Below are 24,591 nucleotides of genomic sequence, written 5' to 3' on the forward strand. Positions count from 1 at the left end.
TTGAAGGTTCACGCCATGATCTTGCCGATGAGCAGACCGACGACAACTGCCACGGTGGTACTAACCAAGCCAGGCAGCAGGAATGAGTGATTGATGACGTATTTGCCGATCCGGGTGGTGCCCGAGCGATCGAAGTTGATAGCGGCAATGATCGTGCCGTAATTGGGGATCAGGAAATAGCCGTTCACAGCGGGGAACATCCCGATCAGGAAGGGCGGCGCGATCCCGAGTGAAAGCCCCAGCGGCATCAGGGCCCGGGCTGTCGCAGCCTGGCTATACAACAACACCGAGGCGAAGAAGAGTCCGAAGGCAAAGGACCATGGCGCGGCCTTCGCCATGCCTCCGAGACCGCCGATGATCTCATCCTTGTGCGCGGCGATGAAGGTATCTCCCATCCAAGCGAGGCCGAAGATGCCCACCACCGCGGTGATCCCGGCGCGGCAGGTGGAGGTCTGCGGGATCAGGTCCGGCTTTACCTTGCAAATCGTCATCGAGGCTGCGGCAACCGCGAGCATCACCATCTCGATCGCAACCGGCATCGGCACGCTGATCGGCTTCCCATCCGCGCCCTCGAGCGTCCGGAGGGACGGGACAAGACCGAGCACCACCACGAATGCGACGCCAATCAGGAAGATGATGGCACTCGTGCGCGCGGACTTTGGCAGGGCCTCGGCTTCACCTGCTTTCACGGGCGCGGGGATCTTTCCTGCCGCTAGCAAAGCCTGATACTCGGGGTCTTCAGAGAGTTCTTTGCCCACCCGGGTTTGGACCAGCGCAGCGACGATCACCCCGCTCAGGGTGGCCGGCACGCAGATCATCAAGATCTGAGGCAGCCCCCACGGAAGATTCTGGCTGTGAAACAGTCCGATCATCGCCGCCGTCGCAGCGGCCACCGGGCTCGCTGTGATCGCCTGCTGTGAGGCAATTGTCGCAATCGCCATCGGCCGCTCCGGACGAATGCCATTCTGGTGTGCGACCTCATAGATGACCGGCAGCAGGGGATAGACGATATGACCCGTCCCCGCGAGGAAGGTGAACGCGTAAGTGGTAAGTGGGGCGACAATGGTCACTTGCTTCGGGTTCTTCCGGATGATCTTCTCCGCAACCCGTACCAGGAACTGGATGCCACCGGCAGCCTCCATCACCGAGGCTGCCATGATCACGGCTAGGATGATCAGCATCACATCCACCGGCGGGCCAGTGGGTGCCACCCCCATCAGGAAGAGGACCACCAATCCGATACCGCCCCACAAGCCGAGGCCAACACCGCCCACCCGCGCGCCTACTGCCAGCGCGGTGATGATGACGAGGAAATGAACAATTAGCATCACACTCATTTGACCAGATCGTAGCGGATCACGAAGTTAAGCCGATGGGCATCGCCATCGGACCCATCGTAGGTTTCCTTGGTTCCGTAGAGGTACTCAAAGCCCATGCGGAATGAGCTTGTCGGCTGCCACACCAGGTTCGCACCAAAGCTCGCCGTGGTTTCTGGCGTTAAAGCGGCGACGGACGGCGGCAAATCAGCCATCACCCAACTCGCGGCGAGCGTGGAACGAAAGTGTTCGTTCCAGCGGTGGGTGTAGCCCACCATCGGCGCAAAGATCGGTATGGCCTCCAGGTCATTTCCCACCCACGCCGCATCAAGATTCGTGCCACTGAAGTCATTCACATAGCGCGAGATTCCCTCGCCGTAGGCGAGCTGTGCGGAAAGATCATCGCTCTCGGTGATGTGCCAGGTACCCGAAAGGCTGGCACCCCAGCCCATGGTATCGCCATCCGGACCAGTATCGCTTTCGAAGCTCAAGCTCCGTCCGATGCCGGCGAGCTGCAAGTTCCCGACATCGCCTTCCCATCGGCCGCCAATGATCACATCCGGTGTGACACTGCGAGTTTCCGAGTCGTCGGGAATCGTGCTACCGAGGATGTCGCTCTGCGGATATTCGATGCTGATGTAGGCGTGCCCTTCACCGCAGTCCTCCCACAGCGGATGAGTGTATCGAAGTTGGGCCTGACGCCGGTTGATAATGCCGGCCGGCCCCTGATAATCCAGCACGTCGGGCCACGCATCCGGGTTCATGAAGCCGGAGAACGTTTGGCCGATCAGGAAATTCCATGCCTGCCCATAGAAGTGCCGGACCCGGAAGCTCATCGTATTCGATGAAGAATCCCCGAAGAAATCGTTCTCATTGTAGATGCGGAGATTGCCGAGGGCTTCGGTGGGTCTCCGGATTTCCAAGCTGATGCGCGTGCCCTTGCCATGGATTGTCGACCGTTCGTCCCCACTAAAGCCGGCTTGGTCTCCTACGGGGATAGTCGAAGGAACAAAGAGATTGGGGTTCCCATTATTGGCAAAGTCCGCAATCGCATCGACTCGGGCGGAACCGCCAATCTTGAACATCGTCTGCGTGCCGGGGATCACCACGAATCCCTTCAAGGCAGGATCCAGAGGCCGGTTCTCAGGACGAGGAGCCGCCTGCTGGAGATCTTGGAAGCCATCATAGTCTCGTACCTTGGCTTGGGCACCGGCGGCACCCGGTTGCGGAGCCACCACGGTGGCGACCTGGACCTCGGGAGGATCTGCCGGCTTGTTTGAAGCCGCGGCCTTTGAAGCTTGCCCCCGCTTGGGAGGAGGCGAGGACTTCTGCCCCGCTCGTTCGTCCTCCAAGGTAGCAATTCGCCCTTTCAGCTCGGCGATCGTCTGCTCCATCGTCGCGAGGGTTTTCTTCATCTCCTCCATATCATCGCCACGAGCGACGGCAAGCGGTGCCATGGTGGCAGCCAAGCAAAGCCAAGTGGCATTGTTAGGGATGCGGCTGGAAGACGACCCGAGCATAGGTTTTTCCATATGGAAATCCGATGCACCGGACAAAGAGATTCCAGTAATACCAAAGTAGCATGCCCGGCGGGAAACCCATGCTCGACTTGCCGATCCGGCGGGCGGGTAATGACAAGACCGCTTTCCATTCTTCATCCTATCATGAAGAGAGCCTTACTTGTCTGCCTCGCCCTGCTCCCATTCCTCACCAGTTGCGGAAACTTCCGACGGCTGGCGGGAGACCTGAAGGTCATTGATGAAGAATATCGAATCTACGGAGTCATCCGGAATGCGGACACCCAGAAAGTGCCGGTCTATGCCGGCGTGGTGGAGTGGCATCGAGGCGACGCACGTGTCTACTCCGGTGATCGCATCGAACTTCCACCCGGTGGCGCCTTCGCATTCTCGGTAAAGAGCCCGCTTCACCAACATGTGGTCGCTTTCGCCGATCGCAATCGCAGCGGCACCTATGATTCCGGCGAACCCATGTGGATCCACACGGGCACCGATGGAAAGCCGAGCCCGGTGAAGCTCGATGGCGAACACCGCGCCGCAAAGGTCGATGGGCAACTCTCCTCCGGAACCATCCCGCGGGATCTCCACGACGCCATGACGGCTTTCCTGGCAGGCCGCAGCGTCAATGAAGTGGTGACCAACCACGGCGTCAGGCTGAGCGTCGGCGAAGGCGCCAAGCTCGACGAGCCCCGCTTCGCCGCCACCCGTGGGGAGGATGGTCTCTGGACCCCGGCCACCATGGCGATCACCAGTGGCTTCGGCATCTACTTTCTGGAACCCTACGATCCCAGTCGAACCCCGGTCCTTTTCATCCACGGAGCCGCCGGATCGCCGCAGGATTGGCGCTTCGCCATGGAGCGGCTTGATCGCCAGCGCTATCAGGCGTGGTTCGCCTTCTATCCTTCCGGCGGACGCTTGGACAACTCTGCGGAACTCTTGAATCAGGGAGTCAAACTGCTGCATCAGCGCTATGAGTTCAGGCGTCTCCACGTCGTGGCTCATAGCATGGGCGGCCTCATGGCCCGCCGTTTCGTTCAGAAGAACGTGCTCGAAGATCGGCAAAAATATATCAATACCTTCATCACCTTCTCCTCGCCATGGGGAGGGCATGAAGCCGCCGCGGCAGGGGTAAAGTGGGCACCGTCCGTTGTTCCCTCTTGGCGCGACATGGAGCAGGGATCCTCCTTCCTCGACCACCTCTTCGACCAAAGGCTGAAGGGCAAGGTGAACCACCACCTCTTCTACAGCCACCACAGCTCGCGCTCGTTCTCGATGCCTGCCGAAAACGACGGAACCGTTAGCGTGGCCAGCCAGCTTCGGCCGGAGGCAAAGGACGATGCCGTCAGCATCCAAGGCTACAATGAAGACCACGTCTCGATCCTTTCCGCTCCCGCGGCCCTGACCCGCGCCAAGGCGGTTCTCGATGCCGCCACGCCATGAACCCCCTCCGAAACCTGCCTGTCCTCTCCTGGCTGCGCGCCTATCCCCGCGACTGGTTCCGCGGTGATCTGATCGCCGGGATCACGCTGGCAGCCTACCTTTTACCCGCAGGACTCGGCGATGCTTCACTCGCAGGGTTGCCAGCTCAAGCGGGCCTCTATGCCTGTCTTTTCAGCGGCCTGGTCTTCTGGATCTTCTGTGGTTCCCGCCATACCGCGATCACCGTCACCTCTGCCATCTCCCTCCTGATAGGAGCATCGCTCGCGCCGATGTCCGGGGGAGACCCGGTCCGCCATGCGGCGTTGGCTGCATGCACGGCCCTGCTTGTCGCCCTGATCGCTTTTCTCGCCTGGCTGGCAAAGGCAGGCACGATCGTGAATTTCATCTCGGAGTCGGTGATGATCGGATTCAAGTGCGGCGTCGCTCTCTTTCTGGCGAGCACCCAGCTTCCAAAGCTTTTCGGATATAGCGGCGGCCACGGCGACTTCTGGGAACGCAGCAGCCATTTCTTCAAACACCTCGATCAGACCAAGCCTGCCGCACTGGCTACCGGCCTTGTCGCCCTTACGATCCTCATCCTTGGAAAGATCTTCCTGAAGAACAAGCCGATCGCCCTGGTGGTTGTCATTGGGGGGATTGTCGTTGCCAGCATGTTGGATCTGGAGAGCCGTGGCGTGAAGATGCTCGGCGAAATCCCCCACGGTCTTCCACCATTCGTGCTTCCTGCGGTGAGCTGGAACGATATCAACGAGCTCCTTCCGCTCGCCTTCGCCTGCTTCCTGTTAGGCGCAGTAGAGACGGCAGCGATCGGGCGGATGTTCGCCGCAAAGCACGGTGGACGTTTCGAAAGCAATCAGGAGTTCCTGGCCCTCGCAGCATCCAACCTCGCCGCCGGGCTCGGCCAAGGTTTTCCTGTCAGCGGGGGCATGTCCCAATCGCTCGTCAATGAGAGCGGCGGCGCCCGCAGTCCGCTTTCAGGGCTCTTCGCGGCGCTCATCGTTCTGGGAGTCACGCTATTCCTCTCGGGCCTGCTCAAGAATCTCCCCCAACCTGCACTCGCAGCCATCGTGCTGGTCGCGGTCGCCGGCCTCTTCAAGCTGAAGGCTCTCATCCACCTCTGGCGCGGCTACCGTGCCGAGTTCATCGCGGCGATGGCCGCACTCCTCGGCGTGCTAGGCTCCGGCCTGCTGCGCGGCGTTCTCGTCGGAGCGATCATTTCTTTGTTCCTGCTGATCCGCCGCGCTTCACGCCCTCACGTCGCCAGCTTGGGCCGAATCCCCGGCACCCGCCGTTTTTCCGATCTCGCCCGTCACCCGGACAACGAAATAATTCCAAGCCTCCTGATCTTCCGCCCGGAAGCCAGCCTCGTCTATTTCAACATCGACCATCTGCGTGATGCAGTGATGGCTTCCGTCGACACGGCCGCGACCCGCCCGCAACTCGTCCTGATCGATCTCTCTTCGTCTCCTCACATCGATCTTCAAGCCGCTGAAACGCTTGGCATGCTCCATCGCGAGCTCGCCACTGGAGGGGTCCAACTCCAGTTTGTCGAAGCTCACGCGGCGGCGCGCGGCACCTTGCGGAACGAGGGCTTGGAAGAGAAGGCGGGCACCCTCAGTCGCTTCACTTCGGTGGCGGACGCAGTGGACGCATTCACCCGTGGCGCCACCTGATCCGATGCTGCCCGGCCTCTTCGCGTCATTCCTTCTGCTAGCCGCCTGCGTCGTCATCCACGCCATCGGCCTCGCCCTCTTGCTCCGTTGGGCCTACGCGCGCCCGCCCTCCGTTGGCAGGCATCCGTGGAAGCTTACGATCTTCATCGTCCACATTGCTTGGTGGCTAACATTTCTGCACCTCATCCAGATCGTGCTCTGGGCGCTCTACTACGTTGGCAAAGGCTGCCTCCCCGATTTCGAAACGGCGCTCTATTTCTCAGGCGTCAGCTACTCTACCCTGGGCTACGGCGATGTCGTGCTCCCCCATGAGTGGCGAATGCTCGGCCCCACCGAGGGGCTGACCGGCATCCTCATGTGCGGCCTCTCCACCGCGATCTTCTTTGGCATTGCCCACCGACTCCTGGAAGCGCGCGCCAAGGGGAAGATTGGAGATGTTGACCATCCGTTCAAGTAAGCCCAAACCGAGGACCCGTTCCCGCTACGAGGCGGAGCATGCTGCAGCCCGTTGCCAACATGCCCCGCCTGTACCTGTAGCGTCACACTACCGGATGGAACCAGGCAAACTTCCCCCCGCCTGGTGGCCCGGACCGGTCGCTTGGCCAGCCGGGTTGAAATCTGGGTGTCTTTGTCAGTTCTTTAGATGGCGATGCAGCAGGAGAATTCGGCGCACCTCCGCAATCGCTTCCTCGTTCTGATGCGCGCTGTGACCGGAGGGCACGATCTTCTCGGAGATCGCGCCTTCCATGTGTGAACTCCAATAAGGAACCACGCCATCCGAGGAATCCGGGCTGTTTCCCTTGCCTCGGTCCCCGATGATCGTGTGGTAAGGAATCCCCGGCGTGAGCGGCAGCTTGTTGATCGCTTTCACGAAGCGATTGTTCGGCGTCAAGGTATCGACACTGCTCGGCACGCGTTCGAGCTTCAGATCGTCTGCCTCAAAGGTAGTCGCCTGCAGCATCTCGGATCCTGCATGCAGCAGCTTGACCGGAGAACGGATGATTCCCGAAGCCCAGCGCACGATTCTGCGGGAGGCAAGGTTGCTGCCCTTCAGCGGAGCAGCAATGTAGATCACCCGGCCTACTTCCTTCCGGTGGTCGAAGATGATGGCATCACTCGCAAGCCTGTGCGTTTCCGGCGAGAGCTTCGTTTCCTCGGGCCGCTTCTTGAAGAGCTCCAGCCACAGCTTGTCGCCCGTATCCGTCATCAGCAACCGGCTGATGCATCCACCCATGCTATGACCGACCACCACCATGTTCTTCATCGGGTAGCGCTTTCCGATCGCATCCAGCTCCTTTCGCAGCAAGGCGGCGGAATAAGGATAAGGGTAGCCACTAGGATAACTATAGAACCAGAACTGGAAGTTCTTCCGGATCTCCGGATCATCGCGCAGTGTATTGATCATCGGCGTCCAGGTAGCCTGCGAGTCCATGAGACCATGGATCACCAGCACTACCGTCTTGTTCGGATCATAGGGCTGAAGCCGGGCGATGCGGGCGGTCTCTGCATACTTCTCCGGCGTTAGCATGCGCATGATCTCGAGCTTCCGCGGCTCCGTACTCGCCAGCATTACCGCAAGGGGCACCGTGAAATCGGCGGCCATCGGCTGAACCCGGCCGGCAAAGCGCACCTCTTCCTCCGCCAATGGATCCTCAAATGAAACCACCGCCTTGTTTCCTTCGAAGCGCACCAAGGCGGTGACCCCGTAGTAGATCCTGGGAATCGTGAAATCCTGCTTCGCCCGCTCGTTCATCCCTTTCCCCTTTGCCACCAGCGGCGCGCCAATCCCCGGCCGAACGGTCCGGTTTTTCACATAGGACCCTTCCAACGCGATGCGGTCGGCCGGAGTGAAATCGAATAGAGCTGGATCCCAGCCCGGACGAGAATCCTTCCGGTGGGTAAGGACGATCTCTCCTTCCGAGGATGGCACCACAAAAGGTCGTCCCCACGGGTCCAGCTTCGCTTTCCGGATCACGTCAAACACCCGCGCGACGGCGTAATTATAGGCATCCCGCGTCTGGGTTTCCCCGGGATTCACCTTCAGCCGGGCCTCCGCATGACGGACCGCCACCAACCAGTTGCCGATCGCGGCCGCAGGATCCTTGCTTTCCTCCTTCTGAGCAGTGACAATTTTTTGCTCGGGAATCGCCAAGGAGGTAAAGGCGGATCTCAAGGGCCGGAAGACAGGCTTTGTTTCAGAAACGGAAGCATAGCCAGAGCATCCCGTATGGATCGAAGCTCCGGCAAAGAGCCCCGTCATCACAAGGCTCAAGCGTAGGAAGGACAGCAAGGACGAACAACCTTTCATGGGACAGTTTGGCAGCACATTTCAGCGGAAGCCGGGAGGCTCCGCCATTGAACCTTGGTTGCACGCCTTCATCGCGGGAGGAGCTCCAAGGCCTTCCTCGAGAACTCGATATGGCGTGCCATGCGGATCAGATCGGCGAGCGATTCCGCCTCCATCTTTTCCATGACCCGGCCCCGGTGGACCTTCACCGTCTGCTCGCATGTCCCAAGATCAGCCGCGATGATCTTGTTCGGCATCCCCTCCACCACCCGCTCCATCACCTCGCGCTCCCGCGAGGTCAGACGGCTGAAACGGGTGGCGGCCCTTAGGCTTTCCTCGCTCTCCCGCTTCCGCGCAGCCCCGAAAGCCAGCGCCCTTCTGACAGCTTGGAACAACACGGCACCACTCACCGGCTTTGTAAGATAATCCACGGCACCTGCTTGGATGGCTTGAACCGCGGTGGGGATATCTCCATTACCGGTCAGAAAGAGGATCGGAAATCTAGCTCCCGCACGCACCAGCCGCCGTTGCAGTTCCAGTCCGCCAAGTCCCGGCAACGAGACATCAAGCAGCAGGCAATCCACCTCGCCCGCATGGCAGGAGGCGAGAAAATCCTCGGCACTGGAGAAGTCGCGGACTTCGTAACCTTCGACGCGCAACAGACGGGACAGGGCCCTGCGGCAGCCTTCGTCATCATCGATGAGATGGATCGTTTTTCCAGACATGTTCATGGGGTAGGGAATCATTGCATCGGGCGGGTGAGCCTGCGGGTATCCACCGCGGCGTGATCAGGGCGAGGGCGCAGCGCATGCGGCACCTCGCAGCCCGCATCGAGAAAGGCGCGGGTCGCCTCACGGAGGCCTCGGAATCCGCACTGCCCGGCGATAAAGTCCGGCGTCAGCTCCGTCCGCAGCAGGAGACGGCGCACTTCCTCCAGTTGGCATTGGCGGATGGCAGCCCGCAGGGTCAGTCCGGTGGCGGCCAGAAAGCTCCGGCTGAATCGCGGCAGGGAAACCTGCTGAGTCTCCTTGACCACCCGCGCCGGTGTCAGCCCCTCGCAGGCATGGCGGCTGATGTAGCTGAGCGCCGTCCCGATGTCCGCCCGGCCAACGACCGGCCGGGATCCGGAATTCAAGCGACTGGAATCCGGCGGTGCCATATCACGCACCATGCCGGATCGAGTCGCGTCATTCTACGGGGCTTGGTTGAAATCGTTATACATTTTGTCTAAGGGCTCCCGCGACATGACGCCCCCGCGCAAAGTCGCTTTCGCCGCTGTCTTCTCCAGTGCCTGCATCCATCGGCGCATGCGGGGCGCCCTTTCTTATGCCGATGCGAATCCGCATATCGTCATCCGCGATTTCAGGATGCCCTTGGACCTAAAGAGCCGAGGATCCGTGGTCGCAGAAATCAACGCGCTCAAGGCTTGGAAGCCCGATGGCCTCCTCACCTTCATGGACAATCAGGAGTTCGAGATCTTGCTCAAGCAACTCGGCCCGGACGCTCCTCCCATTGTCAGCATGGCGGCAGTTACACCCCGCCCCGGTGTCGCGCTGGTGGGAGGATCGATGCCGAAGATGATCGAGATGGCGGTCCAGCATTTCCGCCAGCAGGGGATTCGCTCCCTGGGGATGTTAAAACTCGATCACGATCCGGTGATTCAAGAGCGCGGCAAAAGGGTCTTTTGCGAGATCTCGAAGCCCGCCGATCCCTCGCAGGCCGTCCATGTCGAGGAAGTGCCCACCGACCTCCCTGCGGATCTGGAGCGTCCGGTGGAACCAGTGCCACCGGGCCTCGCCGGCTGGCTCCGCAGGCTACCGAAGCCAGTTGGAGTTCTGACCGTGGACTATGGCGGGGGGAACTATCTGGTTCGCGTCTGCCATGCACTTGGCCTCAAGGTTCCTGATGAGGTAGCGGTAATGTGCGCGGATGATGTCGACCTTTGCCTCTCCAGTTCCCCTACTCTCTCAAGCGTGGAAGCAGCAAGCGAGATCATCGGACGCGAAGCAATGAAGACCCTCGACAGGATGATGCAGGGCGATCATCCGGACAATCCCTTCATCCGTGTGGAGGCGGTGGACATTCATGTGCGCCAGTCCACCGGCAAGAAGATCGCCGAGGTCTGTGACATGGCTGGAGCGATCAACCACATCAACCAGCAAGCTTGCAACGGCCTTACCGTGGAGCGACTGCTCAAGGAAACCCAGCGGGTCTCGAAGATGACCTTTCACAAGCGCTTCGTTTCCGCCACCGGCCAGACTCCGGGCGAAGCGATCCGTCAGCGCCAGTTCGCGGAAGCACGGAGGCTCCTGGCGGAAACCAAGCTCTCTGTCACTCTTGTTGCGGAGCAAAGCGGCTTCGGAAGCAGCAGTGATTTCGCGCGCGCATTTCGCGCAGCCGAAGGAGTAACGCCCCGACAATTTCGAGATCAAGCCCATCTTGGGAGCGGCCCATCCAAACCCATCCCTCAAGCATAGGTTCCCAGCACCTGGTGGACGTTCTCGATCGCCATGCTGCCTTCACCGACGGCGGCACCACAACGCTTCACCGACCCCGAGCGCACGTCGCCCGCAGCGAAAATCCCGGGACGACTTGTCTCGAAGGGATAAGGAGATCGCCCGGCATTCTTCCAGGCAGGGGCATCAGCTACGGCGGCACCGGTTTTGATGAACTCTTTCTCGTCCTTGAAAATCTCCGACGGCAGCCAACTCGTGCAAGGCTTCGCACCAATCATTGAGAAGACCGCGGCAGCTTCCAAGATTCGTCGATCGCCGCTGCGGGTGTCTTCGATCTCGATGTTTTCCAGCCGACCTTCGCCCGACATCTTCCGGATCTCCGTCCGGCGGAGGATTTCGATGTTCGGCTTTGCCTCCACGCGTGTGGACAGGTAGCTCGACATGCTCTTGGTGAGATCTTCACCACGCATCACGAGGTAAACTTTCTTTGCGACCTCGGAGAGGAACATCGCCGCTTGGCCCGCGGAGTTTCCCGCTCCCGCCACGAAGACGGTTGCGTCCTGGCAGAACTTGGCCTCCATGGAAGTCGCCGCATAGAAGACTCCCAGCCCTTCGAAGCGCTCCAGACCTTCCGCACCGATCTTGTTGTACTGGGCACCGCTCGCGATGATCACACACCTCGACCGCAGCGTCGCCGGGCAACCCTCGATTCGAATTGCTGCTCCATGCTCGCCATCCATGAAAGAGAGCGAGAGGGCCCGCGAAGGAGTCGAGAACTTGGCCCCAAAGCGGAATGCCTGGAGCTGCGCACGATAGGTGAGGTCCCCGCCGCTAATGCCGGTAGGAAATCCGAAGAAATTCTCGATAAGCGAGGACGAGCCTGCCTGCCCACCCGGGGCGAAGCTCTCGAGCACCACGGTTGAAAGCCCCTCGGAGGCCGCATTCACCGCCGCGGCCAGGCCTGCCGGTCCGGCCCCGACAATGGTCAGGTCGCAGAAAAGTTCTTCGGCTTCCTTCTCCAAAAGAGGGCGTAGCAGGCCAGCAATACGGGCGACTTCGAAGATTGCCGGCTTCCGTGCGACGGAACCATTGCTCGCGATCAAAGCAGGCAAGTCGTCGTCCGTGATCCCAAGCCTGCCACACAATCCCCGGCACTCCTCGGTCGTCGAGTCGATCACCCGGTGAGGGATGTGATTTTTATCGAGGAAGTCGTCGATGTGCCGCGCACCTTGGCAGCCCGGGTGCGCGAGGATCCGCAGGCCGGTGAACTCACGGTCCCGCTCCAAGCGCAAGCGGCGCATCATGAAAGCCTGAACGATCGGCTCCCCGACGCCGGGAAGCTCTGCCAAAGCCTTTCTCAGTTGCTCGGCGGGAATCTCCAGAATTTCCGACTCCGGAGCCTTTCCCCTGACGCTCGCCAGAGCAGAGGTCCCGTTCAGCATCGACACTTCCCCCACGAAATCACGTGGTCCGGGATTTGCCAGGATTTGCTCGCAGCCCTCGCGGGACTCGTAGGCTTCAAGTTCCCCACGCAGGACGACCACCAACGGAAAGTTCCGTTCGCCGGCGCAGAAAAGCTTCTCCCGCTCCCGCACGATCCGGCGCGTTCCCAGCGGTTCCAGAAGGGCGAGTTGATGATCGCTCAGCTTCGGATGCGCGGTCCTTTCCGTGTCGCGGTAAAATTGCTCGTCGGGATCTTCCTGATTCATTTTCGCGATGCTAGCCGGATTCTTGGATAGGAAAACTCCCTTCGTTCGTGACGAAGATTTCTCCTACTGCCAAGTGGGCGTGCGGAAGGACCGGCGTTTTTTGGCAAGGATTTTCGCTGGTCACCGAGGACTCGAAGGGGTCGGAACCCGCCTGATACGCCTGTTAAAACAAGGAAAATATCAGGCGCTGGGGACCACTGAACGCCCCCGCGGGGGCGGCAGGCAACGTGACTCCCCCTGCGGGCAGATTTGCTGAGCGGGCCGCCACAGGCCTTTTTCGATTCCTCCGAGTTTTTCCCGTGCATGAGAAAGCTGGTCCACGGGAAAAACTAAGCGGGGCAGCTCCGAGGTTCTACTGCCACCACGCGGCAAGCTCCCCGCAAAGCCCTTGTTCTCCTACGGACCCGGTCTTTCCCTGGAACATCGGGAGGTTAACACCCTAGTGGAGGTTGAGCCTAATTTCCCATTCCCGACTTCCGCCTCCAGCCGCGAGAAAACCGGCATTCCCATCCTGTGATGCATCGTCCAAAGCATCGTGACGGGAGTTCGTTGGTTCCAAGGCAAGGTGATGGTGGCCATGCCATCCACCCCGGGTGAGCCAAAGCCCGAAGAACGGATAATCGGCGCCGTTCCAAATGATTGAAAGGCTCCGCCCGGCGACTGGATTGCAGACACCGACTCCGACTTCTCCCTCGACACGGGCGAAGGCCTTGAGGGCCCCGCCTTCCGGGCCGAAGGAAAGTGTTTCTGTCCAATCTCCCGGAGGGAGCTGCGCTCGGACATCCGCAGGCAGCTCAAGCCGGTCCCCGGCTTCGATCGAGAACAGAGGGTGCATCGCCCAAATATACGCCTCTTCGTGGTCTCCCGTGTTCTCCAACCGATAGCGGAGGATGACCTGGTTTCCCTCCAGCCAAAGGCGGCGGCTGAACCGCAGTGGAGAGCAAGGAAGTTCCAAGGATATATGGATGACCCCGTGCTGTAGAGCTTCCTCATCCAGCGTGCATGCCGAGGCCCAAACCTCCCCGTGGTCAGGAAGCGCGCGTCCGTTCCAGAGGCAGGGCGCAATGGTTGGCAGGCACTCATCCCACCCTGCCAAGGTTCCCTCCTGAAACGCGGTTGCCGGCTTGCTCGCAAAGTAGCCGCCGAAGCCCTCAGGTTTCCACATCCACTCACGGCCGCTGCCGAGATGGAGGAGCGAATTCACCTTTCCTCCCAAGGCTGGCATCACCGAGATGGAAACCTGGCCATTCTCCAAGGTGACCTCCATGAATCCATCGCGCTCACGGATCGCAAATCGTGCGGAAGATTCCATCGCTTATTCGGCTTCGAGGAGAATCACGGTGCTCTCAAACGCGCGGCGGATCGGAAGCTTGAGGCCACCGGACATTAGCGAGGCACCGCTCGCGAATGTGCCCTGCATTTCGAGTGCGGAAGTTTTCCCGGGAGTGAGATTCACTTCTTCGATCCTGTAGTTTCCAGCGGGATCCAAGCCTTCCAGCTTCAAGGCATCCGTGCTCTCATCGGCGATCAACCAAGCAAAGAGAGCGGCCTTGCGCTTGTCTTCGCTGACGTAAGAAAGCGAGCTGCGAGGACCGCCGGAAGGATCTTCCAGGCGATAGAGATCTCCTCCTTGCACCACCTCGCGCAGGCGGTTCTTATAGAGATCGATCGCTTGCTTGCTGACTGCGAGTTCCTCCGCGGACATCTTTCGCGGATCCAGGTCCATCCCCAGCCGTGCGCTCATCGCCACATCGAATGCGAACTTCATGGGCCTTTTCCCGGCATGGGTCACGTGGGCACTGATGGCCTCAGCCGGAAAGAAATAGGAATAGGCATGCTGCATCGGGATGCGGCGCAATGGGTCGGTATTGTCGCTCGGCCAGAACTGCTGGAAACGGGAGAGGGAGCCATAGTCCACGCGGCCTCCACCGCCGGAACACACCATTACCGTGAGTTCCGGATAGGCGTCCGCCACACGATCCATCACCGCATAGACGCCGCGGATGAAATCGACGGGGAGATGGGACTGCCTGTCTGCGGACAGGTAACTGGATCCCGGATTGGTAATGTAGCTATTGCAGTCCCACTTCAGGTAAGCCGTGCCGGGAGCGCTCTTCAATGTCTCATCGATGCAGCGGAAGGCATGCTCCTGAACCTCGGGGCGGGACATATCAAGCACCAGCTGGTTCCGCCGGAAGCTCAGCGGGCGATGCTGCTGGGTAACTACCCACTCCGGATGCTTCGCGTAGAGATCCGATTTCACGTTTACCATCTCCGGCTCGACCCAGATGCCGAAAGCCAAACCCAGCTTCTCCGATTCCTCCACGAGAGGCTTCAGGCCGTGCGGAAGCCGCTTGCGATTCGGCAGCCAATCGCCGAGGCCCGCCTGATCATTCACCCGGGCATTCGCGTCATTTGCGAACCACCCGTCATCCAGAAGAAAGAGCTCCGCTCCCAAGTCTTTGGTCGCGCGCATGATCTCCACGATCTTTCCCTCGTCGAAGTCAAAGCCCGTGGCCTCCCAGTTGTTGTTCAGCACCTGCTGCGGCTTGCCCGCGTGGTGCATGCCATACTTCCTCGCCCAACGATGCAGATTCCGGCTTCCTTCGCCGGTGCCCTTCGTGCTGAGCGTGTAGAGTAGCGGTGGCGTGACGAAGCTCTCGCCTGGCGCCAGATGCCGTTCGGCGGATTCAGAGTGGACGCCGGCATTCAGCCGGACCTTTCCCGTCGGACCGGTCTCGAAATTCAGCGCGAAGTTTCCGGACCACGCCAGGGATCCCATCAGGACCGTGCCTTCACGCTCCCGAGCCGGTCCGCCGATGCCGAGCAAGAAATGGGGGGCCACATAGAGGTTCCCCATGGTGCCATAACGATTTTCAACAAGCTTGGTCCCGGGATCCAGCTTGGTCTCGACCGGGTTCATCTCGTTCGCCCAGCCGCCATGGAAATGGGTGAGCCAGAGATCTCCGGTGAAGACAAGGCTGGCAGACGCGAAATCCTGAAGGAGCACTTCCCCCTCCTCTTCGTTCCGGATCACCGCCCACTGTTCAATCACATCCTCCGCCGTTCTCGCCCGGAACATGAGATCCACGTGGAAATCATAGTGCGCATCCTTCAGTTCGACCTTGGTCAGCAGGCCATCGGCCTCCTCCGTGGTACGATGCCCGACGTAGCTCAGGACCGTGGAGGTATTACCATCAGCATGGCGGGCCCTCACGGCCGCCTTGCCGATGAAGGTCGATCCACCACCCGGATAGGCAGAACCGGGATCGGGGTCGCCATAGCCTGCGGCATCCGGAGCCTTGGGCTCGGGCAGACTCCGGGGAGATTGCTCCCGCGGGCCCAAGTATACCTGCGCGAGGTCTCCTCGGGTGCCCTTCTGGAAGACCAGCTCGACATTCTTCGTGGAGATACGGACAACACCGGATTCCTCCGCGGAGAGCGCGGATACCGAAAGCAGCACGAATAGGATCGGTCGCTTCATGGCAAGGTTGTCGCCAGGGCTCCATGTACGACCGTGGAAGCGGACGCGTGCTCCAGAGCAGCAAGCAGCTCGACCGACCGGAGGTCCGAATTGGTGAAGGCGAGCGACTTCTCAAGATGTTGCCTCGCCTTTTCCCCATCTCCGAGCCCGTGCCACGCGATGGCGATCAACAGATGGTTCTCGGCATCGCGGCGTGCCTGCAAGTTCTCGTCGAAAACGAGGAGATTCGGCAGAGAGGTCGCGAAATAGTCGATCTCGGCCTTTTCCTTCAGCTTCGCCTCTCCGAAAAAACGGAGGCTTTCGAAGAGTTCCCGGGCTTGCGCCTCGCGACCCAGCTCGCGCAGCGAGAGACCCCGGAACCAGCTCAGCGGGCTGTGTTCGGTCACCGCCATGTCGGCGAAGTCTCCGGCTTCGGCGGCGCTTTCCTCGAAGAATCGCTGCGCTTCCTGCGAGCGACCGAGCGTGGCCAAGCTACGACCAATCCAGTAGTTCACGTCCGCTTTCGCCTGCAACAGATGGTAGGCCTCCCCCAGATTCTCCGGTGTATCCATCGCCCGGGCGAAGAGTTCGTAGGCCTTGGCCGCGTCACCCGCAGCGAGTGCCTGGCGGCCCAGATTGAGCTGGGCCGTGGTGAATTGCCGGAGGACAGCGCCTTCCCCTCCCTCCCACGGGTGAAAGCGCCGGGTGGTGAGGAGTTCCAAGGCTCGTGCGGATTGGCCGCTGAGATTGTAGAGCGCCGCAAGTTCCACCGTGCAGTCGTCCCGTTCCAGCACCAGCGCTCGCCGAGCTTCGAGGAAGGCGAGCCGCTCCGCGATGGGATCGTTGAGCTTCTTTCGGAGCTGATCGTATTCGGAAAGCACACGGGCATCCTGCGGGTCCAAGGCCAAGGCTTTCAGGTAGCTGGCGCGTGCCGCGTCTCCATCGCCGCGCAAGTTCCAATAGGCGATTGCGAGGTTGCGGTGGACGGTCGCGAAATCCGCTCCTGCTGCGACCGATGCTTCCCAAGCCGCGATGGCATCCGCGTGGCGCCGGCGGTCGTAGAGGAAATTTCCCAGCGCATAGGATGCCACGGGATCCTGTTCCTTCCGGGCCGTCGCTTGGCAAAGCACGGCGTACTCCTCCAGGCGCGAAGGAAAGAAGCGATCCGGGCACTGGCCGCGTGCCCCATGCCACGCCTCCGCGGTGTCCCGCAACGAGGCCAAGAGGTAGCGAGTCATCGGAGTCAGGGAAAGCGGATTGGGCACCGCCGATGCCTCCACCTCCGTTTCATGGTGCCAGCAAAGCAAGCGGGCTGCGTCATCGCCAAATCCGGCTTCGATGAGATCGAAAGCGAGATCCAGAATCGTCTGGCCGTCGTTGCGCGTCGGGCTCGCGAAGTTCGCGCTTTCCGGCTCATACTCCCAGCGGGCCCAATGATCGAGCGGATCATGCTCAAGGATGCTCTTCAGCAGGGCGCTTGCCTCGGTCTCGCGGCCAAGCTTGCGAAGCACCTTCGCCTTCAGCACGTGGGCCTTCGAATTGCGACGATTGGTATCAAGAGCCTCCTCCAAGCGCTCAAGGGCGCGCTCGAAGCTGTCCTCGCGGCAATCCAAGGTAGCGAGCTGATATCCAGCGGCGGCACGCCATTCTGAATTCCAAGCCGCCTTCGCCAGCGCATCGCGGGCCGCAGCGTCCTCGCCCAGCCAACGCAGTGCGACACCGAGGTGATAGTGCGCCTCGCCCGTGACCGGATTCGGGTGGCGGGAGGTAAGCCGCGTGATCGCGATGAGGAAGTGATCCTTTGCCCGGGAGAACTCTCCCCGCTCCAAGGCGCGGCGGCCCATGGCAATGCGACACCGGGCATCCGAAGGATCGCGGCGCAGGGCTTCCTCCCAGTACAATTCCGGAGAGCGCGTTGGGTGGCGGTATTGTTCCAGATGCTCGCCAACGAAATAGAGCTCGTCCGTGGAGGGGATTTGCTCCGGCGCTGCGGGCTGCGTGGCCACCTTGCGATCACGAACCAGCACACTCCGATCCACTGGCCGGTAAGACAGCAGTTCCCTGCCCTCACGGTCGCAGAGGACGGCCTGAAGCGATCCTTCTTGATCCCCATGCAACCGCAGGCCCTCCTTCCGCCATGCCGCACCGGGAGCGAGGTCGATTTGCTCATCAACCAGAGTCCGCTCGCCTTCCTTTAGCACGAGGCGGGCGCCCTCGATCCGGGAAGGAACGGCGGCTCCAAAATCAATCGATCGATCATCTCCTACCACCAGCCGCAATGCGGCGCGAGTGCTGGCATTCTGGACCGGCCCCAAGCCTTGGATCGGCCACCAGTACTGGGAGAAGGTTTTGGTTTCGTAGGGCAGCAGGTAGGTGAAGTCCGGCTGGTTGTCCGTATAGACGCCGGCCATCAGCTCTACATAAGGGCCGTTCGCATCCGTAAGCTCGCGATCCCATGCGTGGCCGAAGCCATGATCACCCCAGGTCCACTGCTTCTTGCCGGGAGCGATGTGCCGGTCTGCCACATGGACGAATCCACCATCCGCGGCGAAGTCATAGCCGCCAAAGAAATCAAAGCGCGTCTGGCAGACCATGTAGCTGGTTGGCACGGGGATGTTCTTATACCAGCCGAGATCATTCGCGCCCGGCCGATCCTGGTAAGGCACCCCGTAGTAAGGCTGCTCCGCCTGGGGAAAGGTCGATTGCGCACGCACGGCGTGGTCGGCGACATAATGGACATCCGGCGGGAAGAAAGACTGGTAGCGATCATGCACCAAGGCCGCAACATTCGCCCACCAGAGGAAGGTGCGGGTCAATGCCGTGCGATTGTAGAGACGGCCCCGCAATTCGATGAGCGAGGAGTCCGGACGCAGGCGGATCCCGTGCATCCCCTTCAGGCGGTGAATCGGATCATGTTCGCTGAACCAAATCGTGTAGACGCCATCCGGCTCCTCCTCGATCGCGACATCCGCCGGAAGGAAGGTCCCGGGGCGGTGATGCTGCGGCCAATTGAACTCCACCCCGCCGGAAATCCACGGACCGGCCAGACCGACCAATGCGGGCTTGATCACGTCCTGCCGGTAGAAGAAGTCGTAGCCGTCGTTCTGCTTGTCCTGCCCGACGAATATCCGGCCTCCGATTTCCGGCAGCATGACCAGCTTCACGAGATCATTCTCCAGCCGGGCGGAGCGGTAGCTCACCGGGACGGGATGATCGTGGACCTTGTCGATGAAGGGCACGGGATAGACTTTCCCGTTGGATCCCTGATAGACGCGTTTTTCGAAGAAAACCGGATTCTTCTCCGGCACTCCCACGGGATAAGTGGGGATGACCAGCGGCTCGATGATAGCGGTGACGGACATGGAAAATGGAGTGACGTTGACGGAAGGACCCTCGATCAGTCGGTGAATTCACGCTCGATCTGCTCCAAGCTCTTGCCCTTCGTTTCAGGGAGGCGCAGCAAGACCAGCATGAAGCCGAGGACGCAGATGGCAGCGTAGATCCAGAAGGTATTCGCGGCCCCCAGCTTCTCGTTCATGATCGGGAAGGTGTAGGTAAGGATGAAGCAGGCGAGCCAGAGGCAGAAGACCGCGACGGACATCGCGACGCCGCGGATCCGATTGGGGAAGATCTCCGCGATCACCACCCAAGTCACCGGAGCCAGCGTGGCCGCATAGCAAGCGATGGCTACGAGCACGAGGCTCAGGACACTGCCGCCCAGAATTCCCCGGGAGTAACAAAAACCGATGAGAAGATAGACGACCGCCAACCCGGCAGCCCCGGCAAGCATCAGGGGGCGGCGCCCCAGCTTGTCCACCACAGCCATGGCCACCAAGGTGAAGACGAGATTTACCGACCCGGTCCAGGCGATGTTCTGCAGGGTGTCATCAATGCTATAGCCGGCGGATTTGAAGATCTCCCCGGCGTAGTTGAAGATCACGTTGATGCCGCACCATTGCTGGAATACGGCCAAGCCGATGCCGAGCAAGAGGATGGGCAGAAGCTTGCGGTCGAACATCTCCCGCACACGCACCTTGCCACCAGTATCGACATTGTCCTCGATGCTGGCGAGGACCCGGGACGCGTAGGTATCGCCACCGATTCTGGCAAGGATGCGTCCCGCTTCCTCCGTGCGACCCTTCCTTACCAACCAGCGAGGGCTTTCCGGCACGACGAGCATGCCCAGGAGGAAGAGCAAGGACGGAACGGCGGTGATGCCGAACATCCAGCGCCAGCCGCTCGTCTGATTCCAACCAAGCAAGGCTGACTTGTCCGCATCAGCACCAAGCCAACCGAAGGCCTGCGGCATTTTCTGCGCGATCCAAAGATTCACCAACTGGGCGAGCAACAGTCCGGTGACGATGGTGAATTGGTTTAGCGAGACCAGGCGTCCCCGAGTATTGGACGGAGCGATCTCCGCGATGTACATCGGCGAGAGGTTCGAGGCCAAACCAATGGCTACGCCTCCGAGGATTCTCCAAAGGACGAACCCATCAAAGCTACCGGCCATGCCGGTGCCGATGGACGAAATGGCGAACAAAATCGCGGAAACCACCAGCAGCCCCTTCCGGCCGAAGCGGTCGCTGAGCCAGCCGGAGATTACCGCTCCTGCCAAGCAGCCGATCAACGCGCAGCTCTGTGCCCAGCCCCGGTCAGCGGCATTCGTCAGGTGAAAGTGCTCCTCATAGAATGGTGCAGCTCCGCCAATGACCACCCAGTCGTAGCCAAAGAGAAGCCCGCCCAAGGCGGCGATGAGGGCGATCATCCAGAGATAGCCGCTCGGCTTCTCATCGGAAACGACGATGTCATCGGCGGCGGCGGATGCGGTCGGCAGGGCCATGGGACGAGTAAATTTCTTGGGTTCGGGCGGCCCGGGTCGGTGACCGCCAGTGTTCCTATCCCATCAGAAAGAGAGGCCTCCCAACAATGGATCATCTGTGGAAAAGGATGGACGTTTTTAAGATCCCGGCAGAAGCTTTCTCATGGCAAAATCCCCCTCTAGCGGCCCGGAATCCAGGATCGCGGAAGGCTTTACCGGGCAACGTCTGGTCATCGTGCCCCGAGACCGGCTAAGTGCCACCAAAGCCCTGCCAGTGATCCGTGATCTCCAAGTCACCCACATCGGACACTTCGGCCCGGCAAGAAACCATTTCGTGAAACGGCTTCACGGCACCGCGGAGCATATCCTCATCTATTGCCTTGCCGGGAAAGGCGAGTGCAGGTTGGGAAATCGCCAGTGGCCGGTGGCGGCCGGAGACGCGGTGATCCTGCCTCCCGGGAAGACCCACAGTTACCTCGCCGACCCTGCAGATCCTTGGACGATCTTCTGGTTTCACTTCAAAGGCACGCGGGCCGCGGACTATGTAGCGGCGCTCGGTCTGGAAGCGGACAATCCCATTCTTCACTCGCCGCGGCCGAATGCCTTGCGGCAGGCCTTCGAGGAAAGCTATCGCCATGCGCTCCACGGCTTCAACGACAGCAGCCTGCTGGGTCTATCCACCGGCCTGGCACGGCTGGTCGGGCTGCTGCGGATTTATTCGCGGCCACGCGGCTTGAGGATGCACCGCACGGAGGATCGGGTGCTCGCGGCGATCCGCCGGATGCAAGCGGAGCCCACCCGGGACTGGTCGCTGGATGAGCTGGCCGGAGAAGCCGGGATGTCGTCACCCTATTTCTGCGAGGTCTTCCGGAAGCAAGTGGGCTGTGCGCCAAAGCAGTTCGCCATTCGTCAGCGCATGCAGATCGCGTGCGCACTGATGCAGGAGGCGAATCTCACGGTTGCCGAAGTGGCAGCCCGTCTCGGATATGATGACGCCTACTACTTCAGCCGGCTTTTCAGCCGCCACATTGGCCAGTCTCCTCAAGCGTATCGCCGCGAAGTGAAAGGAATCAGCGGCGCGGGCAATACCTCCGGGTGAAGCCGACAGCTTCCTGCTACGATCAGCGCATAGTCCGATGAAGAATTCGAGGATATACATACGCTTCGCGTTGTTGGTGTTTGCCATTGCAGCCGCTGCCTTGGTTTTTGGTGAGGGCCTCCGAAATGTTTCGCGCTTCTGTAGCGAGTTCCAATTCACCTACAGGTGACGAACCGCAGCGCGCGGGTTAGCAAAGAATTTATGGAGGTTGCCAGATTCTACAAAAGCGTTCATTCCAAGGTAGAATTCTCCTTGGCTGCGATTGGAATCGCTAGTTTGCCAAGCATGGCAAGCTGTGTCATTTTGCTTGTTCTGTTGATACGTCCGAATCACTCGCGGCGGTGAAGCGGTAGCAGCCAAAGGCTCGGTAGATGCCACCCCTTTGTAAAAGCGGTCTATAGCACCATCCGTAGATTCTTGGAGATGGCCAATATTCATCCGACCTACTTATAACCCTTAGCATTCCGAGCCGGGGTCAGGAGAAACTTAGCTCCTATTGTTTTCCCCGTGCAGCCTTAACAAGTTCATCAATATTCGAAACGCGAAAAACACCTCCCGTTGGGAACACGGCAACGAAATCGCCAGTTGCAGACCCATCCATCGATGAGCCCAGTATTTCCCAATAGGCCAAGTGTGCGTCGTCCTTTCCTACCAGAACAATCTGATATCTTGGCTTCAAGCCGTTTATTGACGCCCCATTCGTGCTAACAACTTCCCGCAAGTGGGAAATCCCATCCAACACTCTGGTGCCTTCAAATTCGCCGACAAGCCGAGAACTCGTCCTAAGCTTTCGGACTGGGACGAATCCGCGCAAATCACTCTCAAACACATACATCTTCTTTGCGTCCGACAAGACGCCGGAACTCTTCCATGAGGTTGAGAAGATTAACGAAAGGCTATTTTCGGACAGTTCTTTCGACGAACCCTTACAACCAAAGGCAAAAAATGAAAGAAAAACCAACAACAGCCACATCTTATTCATCGGATTCCAGCCATCGTAGATCCAACGCCGGCTATTGAGGAAGACCGGGCTAACCGCTGAGCCTCCACGCCAGACGTGCCGTGCAATGCGCTTGCCCTCCCAATTGTATTGGAAGGTCAACTTGGTATAGGACATCCCGGCTGTCACGGCTCTGGGGGTGCTCTCCATCTTGATCAGGCGGTTCTCCGCGTCCCAAGTATATACCCATCTTCCTTCATCCGTCGAACCGTTCCTTCCATCGCTGAGCAGGTTACCGTCCGCGTCGTAGGCTGGCGTTGTGGTCGCCTTGGCATACCAGAAATAATTGGTGAACGAGGCCGCAGGTGTGCCGGAGCTCCTCTTTGTAATCACGCTCTTCCAGACCGGATTGCTGCTATTTGCGATCCCACCCAGAGTCTTGTAGTAAATGTCACCGATTCTCTCACCTGCCGCCACGGCGATTCCGTCCACGCTCAGAGGCCAGGACGGACAGGACCAAGCAGCACATCAACGCCGATTCGAAGCCTTCGCCCTTCACTTTTCCTCTGGGAATGGAGCGAACGGCTCAGTTGGCATTATCACTTTCAATCTTGCCTCTCGATTCCCATCCCACTCCTCCCAATTCATCTGCGGCTTGCCTTTGGGCTCAATCGGAGCCAATGCCTTTACAATCAATTTGCTAAGACTCTCGCATGGACCTAGTTCCGACACAATGAATCGCCCCCCTAGCCTTTCGGACATTTCCATATCATTCAGTGGGAACGTCACTTCCCAAGCATCATTCTCAGATCTTCTAGAGCAGACCAAAAGCGAGATATAATCTGAAGAACCGCCAACCTTATCCCTATATTTATTAAGAATACCCACAATCAAATTCCCATCTGAAGAAGAGACAACCTGCTTCAGAAAAGCATTATAAGACAACCAAACGGGTTCGACCCTCCCAGGAAGAATTACAGGATGTGGAATCTTATCAACATCCAAGGATGCCCGACTCACCACACTCCCCCCAAAAAGAATCAACCCGATTAATATTTTCATGACGTAAACTTACGGAATACTTGGAAAACCACCAAGAGGTATTTGTGGAAAATCCCAGCCTCCCGATCTGGTCCGTTCTGATCAATCCCGTCTCCCGATCCATCGGTGTCGGATATCCGACACCGACGATTGGCCACCTCCAAGAATCTACGGATGGTGCTATAGACCACGCTTACAGTTAGCTGCTCGCCAGCATCATGGTAAGCGCTCCATGGGGCACCACTTCCCTCCGAATTCGTCGGGGTCGTAGATTTGCCATCTATGACCTCGACGAATTCGGAGGGAAGTGGTGCCCCATGGAGCGCTTACTTGCCAGGAGGGGTTCTTGCGGGAATGCAGGTTCCTCATTCACGACCGGGCGACTGTGTTCACCAAGGAATTCGTGTCGATCCTTGGGTGTGCAGGCATGGAGTCCATCCGCCTTCCCGCGCGGTCTCCAAATCTGAATGCATTTGCTGAAAGGTTCGTCCGGTCGATCAAAGCCGAGTGCCTCGATCATCTTATCCTCGTCGGGGAAGGCTCGCTCCGTCGGGCGGTTGAGGAGTTCTGCATTCACTACCACCAAGAGCGGAATCACCAAGGCTTGGAAAACAAGCTGATCGAGGCGGATTTCGGGGTCAGTGAATCGGTAGACAGGTGCACTGCTCAGCTGAGGTGTCGGGAGCGCGTGGGAGGTCTGCTCCGCTACTACCACAGGGAAGCCGCATGAAGGTAAGCGTGGCGCGAAGCACCGTTTGAATGACGTTGTCCGGCAATCCCGCGGCCTTCATTCTGGCCGGTTGCTTCTTATGCGGCCCCGACAGCTTGCCG

Annotated in this window: 18 protein-coding genes; 6 read left to right on the forward strand and 12 right to left on the reverse strand. The window is 59.8% G+C overall.

What is annotated here, in order from left to right; genetic code table 11:
• Positions 1-8: 8 nt before the first annotated feature.
• A complete protein-coding gene (locus HHL09_RS07860) occupies positions 9-1,337 on the reverse strand; it encodes an anaerobic C4-dicarboxylate transporter family protein (protein WP_169454016.1) in 1,329 nt (442 codons plus the stop codon).
• Entirely contained in the window at positions 1,334-2,848 is a 1,515-nt protein-coding gene (locus HHL09_RS07865) for a DcaP family trimeric outer membrane transporter (protein ID WP_169454017.1), read from the reverse strand. The genes HHL09_RS07860 and HHL09_RS07865 overlap by 4 nt, the downstream gene beginning before the upstream one ends.
• Before the next feature lie 132 nt (positions 2,849-2,980).
• Between HHL09_RS07865 and HHL09_RS07870 the strand changes: the two genes are divergently transcribed.
• The 3 genes from HHL09_RS07870 to HHL09_RS07880 are packed head-to-tail and all read left to right on the forward strand — an operon-like array spanning position 2,981 to position 6,403.
• Positions 2,981-4,273: an esterase/lipase family protein gene (locus tag HHL09_RS07870; RefSeq protein ID WP_169454018.1), complete on the forward strand. Its 1,293-nt coding sequence runs from the start codon at positions 2,981-2,983 to the stop codon at positions 4,271-4,273.
• Complete coding sequence (locus tag HHL09_RS07875) at positions 4,270-5,946, forward strand: SulP family inorganic anion transporter (protein WP_169454019.1); 1,677 nt, start codon at positions 4,270-4,272, stop codon at positions 5,944-5,946. The genes HHL09_RS07870 and HHL09_RS07875 overlap by 4 nt, the downstream gene beginning before the upstream one ends.
• Positions 5,933-6,403, forward strand: coding sequence for a potassium channel family protein (locus HHL09_RS07880; protein WP_169454020.1), 471 nt, complete (start codon positions 5,933-5,935; stop codon positions 6,401-6,403). Before HHL09_RS07875 ends, HHL09_RS07880 begins: the two co-directional genes overlap by 14 nt.
• 174 nt (positions 6,404-6,577) lie before the next feature.
• Here the strand turns inward: HHL09_RS07880 and HHL09_RS07885 are convergent, their stop codons facing one another.
• The 3 genes from HHL09_RS07885 to HHL09_RS07895 form a co-directional block, all read right to left on the reverse strand.
• Complete coding sequence (locus tag HHL09_RS07885) at positions 6,578-8,119, reverse strand: esterase/lipase family protein (RefSeq protein WP_205760995.1); 1,542 nt, start codon at positions 8,117-8,119, stop codon at positions 6,578-6,580.
• A 203-nt stretch (positions 8,120-8,322) separates the two neighbouring features.
• Positions 8,323-8,958 (reverse strand): response regulator transcription factor, encoded by a 636-nt coding sequence (locus HHL09_RS07890; protein WP_205760996.1) that lies wholly within the window; start codon positions 8,956-8,958, stop codon positions 8,323-8,325.
• Positions 8,959-8,975: 17 nt separating this feature from the next.
• Entirely contained in the window at positions 8,976-9,368 is a 393-nt protein-coding gene (locus tag HHL09_RS07895) for a helix-turn-helix domain-containing protein (RefSeq protein ID WP_169454022.1), read from the reverse strand.
• A 109-nt stretch (positions 9,369-9,477) separates the two neighbouring features.
• Between HHL09_RS07895 and HHL09_RS07900 the strand changes: the two genes are divergently transcribed.
• Complete coding sequence (locus HHL09_RS07900; protein WP_169454023.1) at positions 9,478-10,710, forward strand: AraC family transcriptional regulator; 1,233 nt, start codon at positions 9,478-9,480, stop codon at positions 10,708-10,710.
• On the opposite strand, the gene HHL09_RS07905 is transcribed toward HHL09_RS07900, so the two are convergent.
• The 5 genes from HHL09_RS07905 to HHL09_RS07925 all read right to left on the reverse strand — a co-directional run bounded on the left by HHL09_RS07905 (position 10,701) and on the right by HHL09_RS07925 (position 20,701).
• Positions 10,701-12,398, reverse strand: coding sequence for an FAD-dependent oxidoreductase (locus HHL09_RS07905; RefSeq protein WP_169454024.1), 1,698 nt, complete (start codon positions 12,396-12,398; stop codon positions 10,701-10,703). The genes HHL09_RS07900 and HHL09_RS07905 overlap by 10 nt on opposite strands.
• A gap of 439 nt (positions 12,399-12,837) precedes the next feature.
• On the reverse strand, positions 12,838-13,710 hold the full coding sequence (locus HHL09_RS07910) for an aldose epimerase family protein (protein WP_169454025.1): 873 nt from the start codon (positions 13,708-13,710) through the stop codon (positions 12,838-12,840).
• A 3-nt stretch (positions 13,711-13,713) separates the two neighbouring features.
• Positions 13,714-15,882, reverse strand: a complete 2,169-nt coding sequence (locus tag HHL09_RS07915; protein WP_169454026.1) for an alpha-galactosidase — start codon at positions 15,880-15,882, stop codon at positions 13,714-13,716.
• Positions 15,879-19,223, reverse strand: coding sequence for a DUF5107 domain-containing protein (locus HHL09_RS07920; protein WP_169454027.1), 3,345 nt, complete (start codon positions 19,221-19,223; stop codon positions 15,879-15,881). Before HHL09_RS07920 ends, HHL09_RS07915 begins: the two co-directional genes overlap by 4 nt.
• A 35-nt stretch (positions 19,224-19,258) precedes the next feature.
• Positions 19,259-20,701, reverse strand: a complete 1,443-nt coding sequence (locus HHL09_RS07925) for a sugar porter family MFS transporter (protein WP_169454028.1) — start codon at positions 20,699-20,701, stop codon at positions 19,259-19,261.
• 142 nt (positions 20,702-20,843) lie between these two features.
• Between HHL09_RS07925 and HHL09_RS07930 the strand changes: the two genes are divergently transcribed.
• Complete coding sequence (locus HHL09_RS07930) at positions 20,844-21,779, forward strand: AraC family transcriptional regulator (protein ID WP_169454029.1); 936 nt, start codon at positions 20,844-20,846, stop codon at positions 21,777-21,779.
• A 493-nt stretch (positions 21,780-22,272) separates the two neighbouring features.
• On the opposite strand, the gene HHL09_RS07935 is transcribed toward HHL09_RS07930, so the two are convergent.
• Together HHL09_RS07935 and HHL09_RS07940 are read right to left on the reverse strand one after the other, a co-directional pair.
• Entirely contained in the window at positions 22,273-23,211 is a 939-nt protein-coding gene (locus tag HHL09_RS07935; protein WP_169454030.1) for a hypothetical protein, read from the reverse strand.
• Positions 23,212-23,274: 63 nt separating this feature from the next.
• A complete protein-coding gene (locus HHL09_RS07940) occupies positions 23,275-23,781 on the reverse strand; it encodes a hypothetical protein (protein ID WP_169454031.1) in 507 nt (168 codons plus the stop codon).
• A 406-nt stretch (positions 23,782-24,187) separates the two neighbouring features.
• Between HHL09_RS07940 and HHL09_RS26830 the strand changes: the two genes are divergently transcribed.
• Positions 24,188-24,490, forward strand: a complete 303-nt coding sequence (locus HHL09_RS26830) for an integrase core domain-containing protein (RefSeq protein ID WP_169454032.1) — start codon at positions 24,188-24,190, stop codon at positions 24,488-24,490.
• Positions 24,491-24,591: the final 101 nt, after the last annotated feature.

The sequence above is a fragment of the Luteolibacter luteus genome (assembly GCF_012913485.1).
In the GTDB taxonomy this organism is placed as follows: domain Bacteria; phylum Verrucomicrobiota; class Verrucomicrobiia; order Verrucomicrobiales; family Akkermansiaceae; genus Haloferula; species Haloferula lutea.